Genomic DNA, 13,888 nt, shown 5'->3' on the forward strand with positions numbered 1-13,888 from the left:
AGGAAAAGCCCCATAATGGCAAAAGAAACGGGTCCGCCTCACGAACCCGCCATTGCTTCCGTCCCGTTGCGTGCCAGCAGGGCCGGCAACCCACCCAGCTCCTGGCCGCTCTTGCCCGCCATCCGCCCGGCAATCGTGCCGGAGGGGGCCTCGTTCTCCTCTTGCTCCGCCAAAATCCCTTCCAGGGCGAACAGCTCCGTAAACATCCCCAGCGCCTCTTCCCCGTAACGGCCTCCGGCCATATCCTTCACCCGGAGAATCGGATCGCGCATCATCTGGTTGACAATGCTCTTGGCCAGCTTGCGGATCACCTTCTGCTCCCGTTCATCGAGACCGGGCAGCTTCTTCATCATACTTTCCATTGTCTCTTCGTAGATCCGGTTGGACTTCTCCTGGAGCGCCTGGATTACGGGAGTGACCTTCAGGGTCTTCATCCACTGCTGGAAGTGCGCAGCCTCCCGCTCAATCTCTGCCGTCAGCTTGTCCGCTTCCCGGCGCCGCCCGTCCAGATTGGACTCCACCAATGATTCCAAATCATCGATATCAAAGAGGTGCACACCCGGCAGCTCCCCGATAGCCGGGTCCAGGTTGCGGGGAACGGCAATGTCCACCATAAACAGCGGGCGGTTGGCTTCACGGCTTTGCAGTGTCTGGCGGACCTGCTCCTGGTCCAGAACGAACTCCTGGGAGCCGGAGGAGCTGATGACAATGTCCGCCTCCGGCAGCAGCTCTAGCAGCTGCCCATAAGGATGGGCGGTTCCCTGGAAGCGGGAAGCCAGCTGCATGGCATTCTGAAGTGTACGGTTTACCACCATCAAACCGTTGACGCCCGCCCCCTGGAGATGCTTGGCCGTCAGCTCACTCATTTTACCGGCGCCGATGATCAGCGCATTCTTATGCTCCAGCCCGTGCAGGATCCGCTTGCCCAGTTCCACCGCAGCATAGCTGACCGAAACCGGATTTTCACCGATAGAGGTTTCTGCATGGGCCCGTTTAGCGAAGGTCACCGCCTGTTTAAATAAGGTATTGAAGAGTGTTCCTGTGGCCCCTTCCCGTTGGGACATAAGGAACGCGTCCTTTACCTGGCCAAGAATCTGCGTTTCCCCAATGATCATGGAATCCAATCCGGACGCTACCCGGAACAGATGCTCCACAGCCAGATTATCTTCATATACGTACAGATAGGGCTCGAATTCGCTCCGCGGAACCTGGAACCACTGCTCCAGGAAGCTCCGGAGGAAAAGCCCCGATTTATATTTGCGGTCTACAGCCGCGTACACTTCAGTACGGTTACAGGTGCCCACGATGACACATTCCAGCACACTTTTGGTACCCTTAAGAACCTCCAGCGCATCGGGAAGCCGGTCAGGCGCAAAGGTGAATTTCTCCCGGATTTCAACAGGAGCTGTTCTATGATTAAGTCCCACCGTCACAATGTGCACATGTACACCCGCCTTCTCTTTGTCTGTAGATCTTCCTCTATATGTTATTGCAAGATTAACGCTTTGTTCAAATTATATCATACTTATTAGAATGATTCTTAAATAACTGTGTCCAAATCTTGAACAGGCTTACAGCCAGCGTTTACCATTTAGCTTGCCTTTCCAAGTTTGGAATCATCCGTCCAATGTTTATTTTAATTTCTTTTTTACCGTTTCTGCAAGCTCTGCATTCATTTTCTTCAACTCGCTGCCCGCGGCATCCGAAACACTGGAACTGCCGTCCATCAGCCTTCCGTATGCCGCCACCAGCTTGCCGCAAAGCGGGGCGGCTTGCTTCAATAGCTCAGCCTCCTCCTTCGCAAGGGGCCTCGCGCCTCCTATCTGCACTCTCGTAATCCATTGCATCAAAGTTTCCAGTCCCTCCAGCTTCGCCGGTACGCTGCCATGAACGGCCGTGCTTAACCGTTCATGGGCATAAGCCGCCGAGAACAGCGCCCGCCTCCACTCCTCCAGCTCCGCTGTGCCCGACGGGGCGCTTTTTTGAGCGATAGCGCTGCCCATCATTTCCATCTGGAACAATGCGACCTGATACAGTAAAACCACCGCCTCCTCCTTCTCCCGTTTGGCTGACCGCCAATCGGCCAGCTGCCACAGGGGCATAGCTGCAAACAGCACAAACAGCATAACGGCAAGCCAGAAGCCGGACCACCTTCTTCTCATCCCACTCTCTCCTTCCCATTCCCGATAGCCTGTATCTATTCTATGGCCCAAAAATGGGAAAAAGAGCAGGAAGCTCGAGGCTTCTTGCTCTTTAGACATTGCTCTATTTCCTCAAGGTGCTTTAGGCGCTTTAGGCGCTTCTTCCACTTGCTCCGCCGGCAGACCCGCCTTCTCGCGGATGATCTCCCAGAGCTCCTCCCGGCCTTTGCCGGTTTCCGAGGAGAACACCACGAAGGAATCCCGCGGATCAAAACCAAGCTTGTCCTTGATGATTTTGGCATGTTTGGGCCAATGGCCCTTGGAAATCTTGTCCGCTTTGGTGCCGACTACACAAACGGTCAAGCCGATATGCTTGGACCATTCGTACATGGCAATATCATCTGCGGTAGGGGGATGGCGCAAGTCAATGAGGTGGACCAGGAGCTTCAGTTCATCCCGCCCTGTTAGATAACCTTCAATAAACTTGCCCCATTCCTCACGTCTGGTTTTGGACACCTTGGCATAGCCGTAACCCGGAAGATCCACAAAGTATAACAGATCATTAATGCGGTAATAGTTCAGGGTTTGGGTTTTGCCGGGCTGGGAGCTTGTCCGGGCCAGGTTCTTCCGGTTGATCAACCGGTTGATCAGGGAGCTTTTGCCGACATTGGAGCGCCCTGCCAGAGCAACCTCCGGCAGAGCGTCAAGAGGATATTGCGCGGGGCTAACCGCGCTGATAATAAATTCCGCGTTCATAATCTTCAAAGGATTCAACCTCTCCAACTTGCTTTTATCCGGCGCTTCCCCAAAAAAGCCCCGGATTGAATTCCAGTTCTTACATCACGTTTGGGGAATAAGTTGTACAAGAGCATGCTTCAAAACTTCATCCATATGCCCCACGGGAATAAAGGTCATGGCTTCCCGGATGCTCTCGGGTATTTCCTCCAGATCCTTCTCATTGTCCTTGGGCATCAGGACGGTCCGGATTCCGGCCCGGTGGGCGGCAAGGGACTTCTCCTTCAGCCCGCCGATGGGCAGCACCCGGCCGCGGAGGGTGATCTCCCCGGTCATGGCCACATGGCGGGAAACCGGCACATCCGTTAAAGCAGAGATCAATGCGGTTGCCATGGTGATGCCTGCGGAAGGTCCGTCCTTCGGAATAGCCCCTTCCGGAATGTGGATATGAACATCATTTTTCTCGTGAAAATCGGCCGGGATGTTCAATTCAGTCACTCGGGACCGGGTATAGCTGAAGGCCGCCTGTGCCGACTCCTTCATCACATCGCCCAGCTTGCCGGTCAGCGTCAGCTTGCCTGTGCCGGGCATCACCGTCACTTCAATAACCAGCGTATCCCCGCCAACCTCTGTCCAGGCCAAGCCAGTGACGGCTCCCACCTGGTCCTTCTCTTCGGCCATACCGTAGCGGAATTTGGCCGGACCCAGGTATTCCTTCAGAAGCTCCCCGGTCATAATCACTTTCTTCTCCGGGTCCTTCACAATCTCCTTGGCGGCTTTCCGGCAGAGGCTTGCCACCTGCTGCTCCAGATTCCGCACTCCGGCCTCCCGGGTGTATTCCCGGACCACCTGCAGGAGCGTATCCTCGCCTGCTTGCAGCTGCTCCTCCTCCAGGCCATGCTCCCGCTTTTGCTTGGGCAGGAGATACCGTTCAGCGATTTTCAGCTTCTCAATTTCTGTGTAGCCCGGAATGTACAGCATTTCCATCCGGTCCAAGAGGGGCCGGGGAATATTATGCGCGGCATTGGCCGTGGTAATGAACATCACCTTGGACAGGTCAAAGGGCAGCTCTATAAAATGATCGCTGAAGGTGTTGTTCTGCTCCGGGTCCAGCACCTCCAACAAAGCGGACGCAGGATCACCGCGGAAGTCCATGGCCATCTTGTCGATTTCGTCCAGGAGCACCACCGGATTCATCGTGCCGGCGGTTTTCATGCCTTGGATGATCCGTCCCGGCATGGCTCCCACATAGGTTCTGCGGTGGCCGCGGATTTCGGCCTCATCCCGGACGCCGCCCAGGGAAAGCCGGATAAACTGCCGTCCCAGGGACCGGGCGATGGAGCGGGCAATGGATGTTTTACCGACACCCGGGGGCCCTACCAGACAAAGGATAGGCCCCTTGAGGCGCTTCACCAGCTTCTGCACCGCCAGATACTCCAGTACCCGTTCCTTGGGTTTCTCCAGACCGTAATGATCCTCGTTCAGAATCTCTTCCGCACGGTTAATATCCAGATCATCCTCGGTCAGCTTGCCCCAGGGAAGGCCCAAGAGCCAATCGATGTAGTTGCGGATAACACCGCCCTCCGCTGAGGAGGCAGGCATTTTCTCCAGGCGGTCGATCTCCTTCTCCACCTTCTCCTGGACCTTCTCCGGCAGCTCCTTGCCCTCCAGCTGGCTGCGCAGCTCCTCCACCTCGCCGGCCCGGCCTTCCTTCTCGCCCAGCTCCTTCTGGATGGCCTTCATCTGCTCCCGGAGATAGTATTCCTTCTGGGTTTTCTCCATCTGCTTCTTGACCCGCTGGTTGATCTTCCGCTCCAGCTCCAGAACCTCACGCTCATTGTTCAGGAAATCCAGCAGCTTCTCCAGGCGCTGACGCACATCCAGCGTTTCCAGGATATCCTGCTTATCCTTGATTTTAAGAGAAAGATGACTGCAGATCACATCCGCCAGCCTGCCCGGCTCATCAATGTCAGATACAGCCGCCAGCGTCTCCGGCGTAACCTTCTTGGACAGATTGATGTAATGCTCAAACTGGCCCAACACGGAGCGCATCAGCGCATCGATTTCAGGGTCCTCCACCGGCTTCTCATGCCATTCCCGGACGGCCACCTCATAGAATTCGTCGTTGTTGACAAACTCCATAATCTCGGCGCGGTTAACCCCCTCCACCAGCACCCGGATGGTGCCGTTGGGCAGCTTCAGCATCTGGCGCACGCGGGAAACGGTGCCCACGCGGTATATATCTTCTTTCGTCGGTTCCTCGATATTCATTTCGGACTGGGAGCACAGAAGAATCAGACTGTCCTCCACCATGGCCTTTTCCAGTGCTTTGACGGATTTCTCCCGGCCCACGTCCAGATGCAGCACCATGCTGGGATAAACAAGCAGCCCGCGCAAAGGCAAAAGGGGAATCTTGCGATACTTCCCTTTATTGGCATTCGGCACCATTGCATGACACCTCCATTTGGTCAAAACAACAAACTCGTGACCCCATTGTATCAAATGTTATTTTAAAACACCAATTCCGCGGCACTCCCCTACTCCCTCCTCTTATCATACCCAAAAGAAGACATTCCCCCAATAATGTCCGGCACACAAGATCTCCGCAAAAAAACCGGACCCGCCGCAAAGGTTCTGCGACAGCAATCCGGTTCCGGGTTTGGTAGACATCCATATGTTGCGTTATTCCTTCGGTCCTGCATGAAAAAAGGGTGGCGGAGCCGCGGTGAGTATATCCGCTGTAAGCACCGACGGGGCCGGGGCAGGCTCCTGGAATCGGATCCCCAGGGATTCCTGCAGCACCTCCTGGATGGTGTCCACCGGCACCACCTTCAGCACTTGAAGGCTGGCGAAGGTATCCTGGTAGTTTTCCTTCGGCACCAGAACCTTCACGGCACCGGCCTGGAAGGCGGCCTCTACCTTCGCCACAACGCCCCCCACCGGCTTGACGCGTCCATGGATGCTGACCTCTCCGGTCATGGCCAAACGGTTGTCCACCGGAATCTGGGTCAGCGCCGACGTAATGGCAGTCGCCATGGAAACCCCCGCCGACGGACCGTCAATGGGTATACCGCCGGGGAAGTTAATATGAAGATCGAAATCGTGGGGACGGAAGCCCAGGCTGCGCAGCAGGGTCAGCACATTTTCCACGGAGCCCCTGGCCATACTCTTGCGCCGCAGGGTTCTGGAGCCGCCGCCGATATCCTCCTCATCCACAACACCGGTGATGGTGAAGGTGCCTTTGCCCGCAGGAGCAGGAATAGCCGTCACTTCAATTTCCAGCAGAGTGCCGAGATTGGGGCCGTATACCGCCAAACCGTTAACAAACCCCACCTTGGGCTCTGCCGGCACCTTACGCTCCGGCCGGGGCGGAATCTGGCTGCTGTTCACCACCCACTCCACATCTGCCGGTGTCACCTCGCTGCGGTTATCCGTCATGGCCAGCCCTGCTGCCAATTGAATCACGTTTACCGCTTCACGGCCGTTGGTAGCGTACTTCTTAATAACCTCCACCGCCTGCGGATTCTCCGCATAGCCGATTTTCTTCAACGCGCCGGAAGCAATCTGGCCAATCTCATCCGGCAGGAGCGGGCGGAAGAAGATTTCCATACAGCGGGAGCGGATGGCAGGCGGAATCTCCTGGGGCGTTCTTGTGGTGGCTCCCACCAGCCGGAAGTCCGCGGGAAGGCCATTTTGGAAAATATCATGGATATATCCCGGAATGCCGTTGTCCTCCGAATTATAATAGGCGGACTCCAGGAATACCTTCCGGTCCTCCAGCACTTTAAGCAGCTTATTCATTTGGGTGGGGTGAAGCTCCCCGATTTCATCGATGAACAGAATGCCCCCGTGGGCTTTCGTGACGGCTCCCGGCTTGGGCTGTGGAATACCCGCAACACCCATAGCCCCCGCTCCCTGATAGATGGGATCATGGACGGAGCCGATCAGCGGGTCGGCAATCCCCCGTTCGTCAAAACGGGCGGTGGTGGCGTCAATCTCCGTAAACTTGGCATCATTGCGGAAGGGAGAGGACTGGTTTTTCTTGGCCTCCTCCAGTACCACACGGGCAGCGGCGGTTTTGCCCACACCCGGGGGTCCGTAGATGATCACATGCTGGGGATTCGGGCCGCACAACGCCGCCTTCAGCGCCTTCAAGCCCTCCTTTTGCCCCACAATATCGGATAAGGACGACGGTCTTGTCTTTTCCGAAAGAGGCTTGGTCAGGGAAATGGAGCGCAGCTTCCTGAGCTTATCCAGCTCCTTCTTGGATTCCTTGTCCACCGCCGACCGGTTGCTTTGCTGGCTGCGCAGCAGATTCCAGAAATACAGCCCGATTACCACGGCAAAAAACAGTTGAACAAACATCAATACCAAGCTTAATGTCATTTCCATCCCTCCGATGACTATTGCATATACATGGTAGTATTCCCCTCATTTCCCCCCTTAACCGCATCCTGCGAAGGAATTCCTCCAAAAAATGTATGAAGCCTGTCCGGATGCGGGAGACTATGCGGGGATAGCGCTAAAGGACCGGAAACCATCAGGTGCCCCGGAGATTTCTTGCTAGGAGGAAACCATATGCGCGTTTTTTGGGCGGGAGCTGTGGCAGCAGGGCTTCTGGCAGGCCCGGGCTCAGCCCCGGGGCTTCAACCGGAAGCTGCATCTCCCTCCGCACGCATTGTAATCGATGTTGGACATGGGGGAGTAGACGGCGGAACCACCTACGGCACCATTCTGGAAAAGGACATTAACCTGGCCGTAGGCTTGAAGCTGCTTTCCGTGCTGCAAAGCCGCCACGTGCCAACCAGTATCAACCGCACCAAGGATTACGCCTTAAGCGATGATAATCCGGGCAAAAACGGCGGCCGCCACCGCCGTGATCTGGCCCAGCGGGTGGAGGTCGCTAATAAGCTGAACCCGGCTTTTATGCTGAGCCTGCACGTAAATTGGACCTCCAACCCATCACGCAGCGGCCCTCTGGTGATTTACCGCAAAAATCAGCAAGCCGGCAAACGTTTAGCCCTGCGGCTGCAGCAGGAGCTGAACCGGCTTTACGGCACCGAGACGGAGCCCGTGGCAAGCAAAAGCTATTACGTGCTGACCCATAGCCGGGTCCCTTCCGTTATTGTGGAGATGGGCTTCCTATCCAACAAAAAGGACAGGCAGCTTCTCTTGTCTCCCCAGTTCCAGCAGAAGCTGGCCGATTCCATTGCCAAAGCCTCTATGGATGCATTGAAGGAGGACTTTCCCAGCTCCGCCGGAAGCAAAAAGAACCGCGCCGCTAAATAAACGGCCGGTTCTTCTTTTTTGGGGCGGATGTGCGCCTTAGGGCTGTGTCAGCTTCACCAAATCACGGACCAGGACAAACTCGGCTTTACCGTCCAGCTGCGGAATGATCTTCCTCAGGGCAAAGGCGGTTTTTTTGCCGGGAGGGCCTACATGGCCAATGGCAATTAGACTCTCATGCTTGTCCAGCTTCTTCTTGAACAGCTCCGCCTGCTTCATAATATGCTCCATTGTATATTGGTCATCGAAGAACAGCCCGTTTGCCGCCGTCGGCACTCCCAGCTCGGCCGCCAGCTCTCCAATGACACTTTTGCCGGTGGTACGGCTGTCCAGAAAATACAGCTGCCGTTCCTTGCAGACCTGCAGGATGATACGCATGATCCGCTTATCTGCCGTCACCTTGGAGCCCATATGGTTGTTCATCCCCACTGCATGGGGCACCTCATCCACCGCCGCCTCCACCCGCTTCCGGATTTCCTCGTCGGATAAGTCTGTGGTTATGGCTCCGGGTCCCAGCCAGCTTTTTTTTCCCTTCACCGGCTCCATGGGCATGTGGATGATAACATCCTTACCCCGGCTGTGAGCCAGCTCCGCATCCTCCTTGCTTGTTGGCAAAAAGGGCATCACCGCCACCGTAAACGGAATCGGCAGGTCCAGCATTTCTTGAGTCCCCTGCATTTGGTTGCCGAAGTCGTCAATGACAATCGCCGCTTTTTTGGCAACGGGTGGGGCTTCCGTTCCTTCTCCGCCTGCTTGCGCCGCCGTTAAGCCGGTTTGCGCCCCCACTGTTGTCCATCCTATCCAAAGGGCAAGTGCCGCGGCCATTATTTTAACCCATCGAGCTTTCCACATCCTTGCCATCCTTCCCTTCTGCTTTGATGGTTCGTAGTTGTTATGTGCCGGGAGGGAGGGGGTTATACACTCTGACGTCAAAAACCCCCAGCGCCCGCAGGCCTGGGGGTTCTATATTGGGGAATGTCAGAGTGTTACACGGTGGTCGGCTGCCCGGACTGCCCGGCAGCATGCTGCTTGCGGCCCGGAATTTCACCGGTGCGTTCATATTCTTCTACAATAAGGTCAATTTCCTTTTTCAGTTCGTTCACCAGCTCCGCCTCCGGCACTTTCCGGATCATCTCGCCGTAACGGAACAGCAGTCCTTCACCACGGGCACCGGCAATGCCGATATCGGCCTCCTTCGCTTCCCCGGGACCATTCACCGCACAACCTAACACAGATACCTTAATGGGTACCTTCAGCTTGGAGAGGTATTCCTCCACCTCATTGGCTACCTTGAACAGATCAATATCCAGACGGCCGCAGGTAGGGCAGGAAATCAGCGTAGGCGCGTCGGCAATCAGACCGAACACCTTCAGCAGCTCCCGGGCCACCTTGATTTCCTCCACGGGGTCTGCACTCAAGGAAATCCTCACCGTATTGCCGATGCCCATAGAGAGCAAGGCGCCGATGCCAGCAGAGCTTTTGATGGTGCCGGAGTAAAGGGTACCCGACTCCGTAATACCCAGATGCAGCGGATAAGAGAAGGCGGCAGCGGCCTTCCGGTAGGCTTCGATTGCCATAGGCACATCCGAAGCCTTCAGGGATACGATAATATCCCGGAAATCCAGCTCCTCCAGAATGCCAATATGATAAAGGGCGCTTTCCACCATGGCATCCGCTGTAGGATAGCCGTACTTATCCAGCAAATGGCGCTCCAAGGAGCCGGCGTTTACCCCAATGCGGATGGGGATGCCCTTCTCCTTGCAGGCCTTGACGACAGCCTCCACCTTTTCGCGTTTGCCGATATTGCCGGGATTGATGCGGATCTTGTCCACCCCGTTTTCAATAGCTAACAACGCCAGACGGTAATCGAAGTGGATATCGGCTACAAGCGGAATATGTATCCGTTGTTTGATGGCGGCGATGGCTTCCGCAGCCTCCTTATTATTAACCGTTACCCGTACAATCTGGCAGCCGGCTTCCTCCAGCCGGAGAATCTCGGCTACGGTTGCCTCCACATCTGCCGTTTTGGTTGTGCACATGCTCTGCACCACGACTTCATTGCTGCCGCCGATGGTGAGATTGCCTACGCGAACCGGAACCGTTTGGGTGCGATGAAACATGGGGAATCCTCCTCTGAAATAACATGGTCCTACCTAGAGCAGCTTTATCTATCATAACACGGTTCACCTTAAAAAAGCTTCCGCCGCCCGGGTGCAGTTGCACCTGCCCGGGAGACGGAAGCTTTTACAAAACCGCGTATCCCTTACGCGCTTTCTTCCTTCTTCTTGGAGGACTTCTTGTCGTTGTTGTCCTTGTCCTTGGTTACCAGCTCCGGCACAATCTTCTGCTGGACCACTTCCTTGGTTACGGTGCAGCTAGCTACATCCGTACGGGAAGGAACCTCGAACATAACATCCAGCATTATGCCTTCGATGATGGAGCGCAGGCCGCGGGCGCCGGTGTTGCGTTTAATGGCTTCCTTGGCAATGGCATCCAGGGCGTCGGCTTCGAAGTTCAGCGCGACACTATCCATCTCCAGCATCTTCTGGTACTGCTTCACCAATGCATTCTTCGGCTCGGTCAGAATCCGGACCAGAGCAGCTTCATCCAGCGGCTCCAGGGTGGAGATAACCGGCAGACGGCCAACAAACTCGGGGATCAACCCGAACTTCAGGAGATCCTCGGGAAGAACCATGGACAGGTATTCACCCGGCTTCAGGTCTACCTTGTGTCCGTCGGTTCCGAAGCCGATCACCTTTTTGCCGATCCGGCGTTTGATGATGGATTCCAGTCCGTCAAAGGCACCGCCTACAATAAACAGAATGTTGGTGGTGTCAATTTGAATAAATTCCTGGTGCGGGTGCTTCCGTCCGCCTTGGGGAGGAACAGACGCTACCGTACCTTCGAGAATCTTCAGCAAAGCCTGCTGCACACCTTCACCGGATACGTCGCGGGTAATGGACGGATTCTCGGATTTGCGGGCTACCTTATCAATTTCATCAATGTAGATAATGCCGCGTTCGGCTTTTTCCACATCATAGTCTGCAGCTTGAATCAGCTTCAGCAGGATGTTCTCCACATCCTCACCCACGTAGCCGGCTTCCGTAAGGGAAGTGGCGTCAGCAATGGCGAAGGGGACGTTGAGAATCTTGGCCAGGGTTTGAGCCAGCAGAGTTTTACCGCTGCCTGTAGGCCCAAGCATCAGAATGTTGGACTTTTGCAGTTCCACATCCTCCAGCTTATTCTGGGAGTTAATCCGCTTGTAGTGATTGTAAACCGCTACGGACATGGATTTTTTGGCTTGTTCCTGACCGATGACGTACTGATCGAGAATCCCGCGGATATCCTTGGGCTTCGGAACGTCCTTCAGATCCAGCTCTTCCTCATGGCCGAGCTCTTCCTCGACAATCTCGGTGCACAGCTCAATGCATTCATCGCATATATAGACGCCCGGACCGGCTACCAGCTTGCGCACCTGGTCCTGGGACTTGCCGCAGAAGGAGCATTTCAACTGACCCTTTTCATCATTAAACTTAAACATTCCATTCCTCCTCCTTTACGGTTCGAGAGAGATTTAACAGGCTAGTGATCCGGTTCAGATGCCTACCTTCAGATCGGTCCGGGTAATCACGTCGTCGATAAGCCCGTATGTCTTAGCTTCTTCGGCGCTCATGAAATTATCCCTGTCCGTGTCCTTTTCAATTTTTTCGTAGGGCTGGCCGGTGTGCTTCACATAAATCTCGTTGAGATTTTTCTTGGTGCGCAGAATCCAATCGGCATGAATCTTCATGTCGGAGGCCTGACCGCGGATGCCGCCTAACGGCTGGTGGATCATCACTTCGCTGTTAGGCAAGGCAAACCGTTTGCCCTTCGCCCCGCCGGTAAGCAACAAAGACCCCATGCTGGCCGCCATACCGAGGCAAATGGTGGAAACATCATTCTTAATAAACTGCATGGTATCATATATTCCCAATCCGGCCGTCACGGAACCGCCGGGGGAATTGATGTACATAAAAATATCCTTGTCGGGGTCTTGGGCGTTCAGAAACAAAAGCTGAGCAATAACGGTATTGGCCACGTCATCGTCAATCTCGCTGCCGAGGAAAATAATCCGGTCCTTCAACAGACGCGAGTAAATATCGTAGGATCTTTCGCCGCGGGCTTCCTGCTCCACTACCATAGGTATCATCGTCATCTCGGCCACCCCTTTACATAAACATACCCTTATTTTGAACCATTGTATCATGTTTGCGAATCAATGTCATTTTTTCGGATTCCAAAACCGGTAAACCCTTTTCAACAATGTGAAACAAAAAGGCACGTATGGAAACGTGCCTTGCTGATGCTTCATTTAAGTTTACGCTACAGTAGCTTCGGTCTTGCTATTGTCAACCAAATATTGTACGGTTTTGCGGGTAACCAGGTCACTCTTCAGAGACTCCAGGTTGCCGTTGGCAGTCAGGATGGCACGCAGCTCGTCCACTTCACGCTGGTATTGCTTGGCCAGGTTGGAAAGCTCCTCTTCCAGCTCTTCATCGGAGGCTTCGATGCCTTCTGCTTGGGCAACAGCTTCCAGAACCAGGGATTGAAGCACGCGCTTCTCAGCGTCGCTCTTCATTTGTTCCTTCAGAGCTTCTTCGTCTTGACCGGAGAATTGGAAGTACATTTCCAGGTTCATGCCTTGCATTTTCAAGCGGTTTTCGAAGTCGCCGAGCATACGCTCTACTTCATCACGGATCATAGCTTCCGGAATTTCTACCTCAGCAGCAGCGGATACCTTCTCCACAACGGCGTTTTCGAGGTCACGCTTGCCGGATTGCTCCTTGCGCTCAGCAATACGCTTGGAGATGTCCTGCTTGTACTCTTCCAGGGTATCGAACTCACTGACATCCTTGGCGAACTCATCATCCAATACAGGAAGATTCTTGCGTTTGATGTCATGCAGCTTAATTTTGAATACAACCGGCTTGCCCTTCAGCTCTTCGGACTGGTAGTTTTCCGGGAAGGTTACATCGATGTCCTTCTCTTCGCCCTTAGCCAGACCAACCAGCTGCTCTTCGAAACCGGGGATGAAGCTGCCGGAGCCGATCTCCAGGGAGTACTTCTCCGCTTTGCCGCCGTCAAACGGCACACCTTCGGAGAATCCTTCGAAGTCGATTACAACGGTATCACCGTTCTCTACTGCGCCCTCTTCCACAACCACCAGCTCAGCATGGCGTTGTTGAAGCTGCTTCAGCTCGTTCTCGATATCTTCTTCGGTCACTTCGGTTGATTGGGCCGGTACTTCGATGCCCTTGTAATCGCCCAATTGCACTTCCGGCTTTACAGTCACCTTGGCGGTGAACTTCAGCACTTGGCCCTTGCCTACTTGCTCAATGTCAATCTCCGGACGGTCAACAGGAGTAATGCCGGCTTCGGCAACAGCTTCCATGTACGCTTCCGGGAGGAGAATATCAAGAGCATCCTGATACAGGCTCTCTACGCCGAAACGCTTCTCGAACATGCTGCGCGGTACTTTGCCCTTGCGGAAACCAGGCACGGTAACCTTGGTTACCACTTTCTTAAATGCTTTATCCAAAGCTGCGTCAACGCGGTCGGCCGCAACCTCGACAGTAAGAACCCCCAGGTTCTTCTCTATTTTTTCCCAATTCGCTGTCATGATATGCTTTTCCCCTCCAACAAAATTCCCTTTTGGCAAATTTCCCTAACAATATAACCATTTTATT

At 54.7% G+C, this 13,888-nt stretch carries 11 protein-coding genes; 1 reads left to right on the forward strand and 10 read right to left on the reverse strand.

The features are described 5' to 3' along the window. Nucleotides 1–38 precede the first annotated feature (38 nt). From hemA to lonB, 5 genes are all read right to left on the reverse strand, one after another. Nucleotides 39–1,442: a glutamyl-tRNA reductase gene (hemA, locus tag ACI1P1_RS09325; protein ID WP_416216101.1), complete on the reverse strand. Its 1,404-nt coding sequence runs from the start codon at nucleotides 1,440–1,442 to the stop codon at nucleotides 39–41. Nucleotides 1,443–1,631: 189 nt separating this feature from the next. After that, nucleotides 1,632–2,162: a hypothetical protein gene (locus ACI1P1_RS09330; RefSeq protein ID WP_416216102.1), complete on the reverse strand. Its 531-nt coding sequence runs from the start codon at nucleotides 2,160–2,162 to the stop codon at nucleotides 1,632–1,634. Nucleotides 2,163–2,273: 111 nt separating this feature from the next. Next, a complete protein-coding gene (gene yihA / locus ACI1P1_RS09335) occupies nucleotides 2,274–2,906 on the reverse strand; it encodes a ribosome biogenesis GTP-binding protein YihA/YsxC (protein WP_416216103.1) in 633 nt (210 codons plus the stop codon). A 75-nt stretch (nucleotides 2,907–2,981) separates the two neighbouring features. After that, nucleotides 2,982–5,324: an endopeptidase La gene (gene lon, locus ACI1P1_RS09340; RefSeq protein WP_416216104.1), complete on the reverse strand. Its 2,343-nt coding sequence runs from the start codon at nucleotides 5,322–5,324 to the stop codon at nucleotides 2,982–2,984. Nucleotides 5,325–5,558: 234 nt separating this feature from the next. Beyond that, nucleotides 5,559–7,262 (reverse strand): ATP-dependent protease LonB, encoded by a 1,704-nt coding sequence (gene lonB, locus ACI1P1_RS09345; protein ID WP_416216105.1) that lies wholly within the window; start codon nucleotides 7,260–7,262, stop codon nucleotides 5,559–5,561. 192 nt (nucleotides 7,263–7,454) lie between these two features. Between lonB and ACI1P1_RS09350 the strand changes: the two genes are divergently transcribed. Continuing rightward, on the forward strand, nucleotides 7,455–8,165 hold the full coding sequence (locus tag ACI1P1_RS09350; protein WP_416216106.1) for an N-acetylmuramoyl-L-alanine amidase family protein: 711 nt from the start codon (nucleotides 7,455–7,457) through the stop codon (nucleotides 8,163–8,165). Nucleotides 8,166–8,201: 36 nt separating this feature from the next. On the opposite strand, the gene ACI1P1_RS09355 is transcribed toward ACI1P1_RS09350, so the two are convergent. The 5 genes from ACI1P1_RS09355 to tig form a co-directional block, all read right to left on the reverse strand. Continuing rightward, a complete protein-coding gene (locus tag ACI1P1_RS09355) occupies nucleotides 8,202–8,987 on the reverse strand; it encodes a divergent polysaccharide deacetylase family protein (RefSeq protein ID WP_416216234.1) in 786 nt (261 codons plus the stop codon). Nucleotides 8,988–9,148: 161 nt separating this feature from the next. Then, a complete protein-coding gene (gene ispG, locus ACI1P1_RS09360) occupies nucleotides 9,149–10,282 on the reverse strand; it encodes a flavodoxin-dependent (E)-4-hydroxy-3-methylbut-2-enyl-diphosphate synthase (RefSeq protein WP_416216107.1) in 1,134 nt (377 codons plus the stop codon). Between the two features lie 143 nt (nucleotides 10,283–10,425). After that, nucleotides 10,426–11,703, reverse strand: a complete 1,278-nt coding sequence (gene clpX, locus ACI1P1_RS09365; protein ID WP_416216108.1) for an ATP-dependent protease ATP-binding subunit ClpX — start codon at nucleotides 11,701–11,703, stop codon at nucleotides 10,426–10,428. Between the two features lie 54 nt (nucleotides 11,704–11,757). Continuing rightward, nucleotides 11,758–12,357 (reverse strand): ATP-dependent Clp endopeptidase proteolytic subunit ClpP, encoded by a 600-nt coding sequence (gene clpP, locus ACI1P1_RS09370; RefSeq protein WP_416216109.1) that lies wholly within the window; start codon nucleotides 12,355–12,357, stop codon nucleotides 11,758–11,760. A gap of 162 nt (nucleotides 12,358–12,519) precedes the next feature. Further along, entirely contained in the window at nucleotides 12,520–13,821 is a 1,302-nt protein-coding gene (gene tig, locus ACI1P1_RS09375; protein WP_416216110.1) for a trigger factor, read from the reverse strand. Nucleotides 13,822–13,888: the final 67 nt, after the last annotated feature.

The organism is Paenibacillus mesotrionivorans, from assembly GCF_046098205.1.
Classification (GTDB): Bacteria; Bacillota; Bacilli; order Paenibacillales; family NBRC-103111; genus Paenibacillus_AR; species Paenibacillus_AR mesotrionivorans.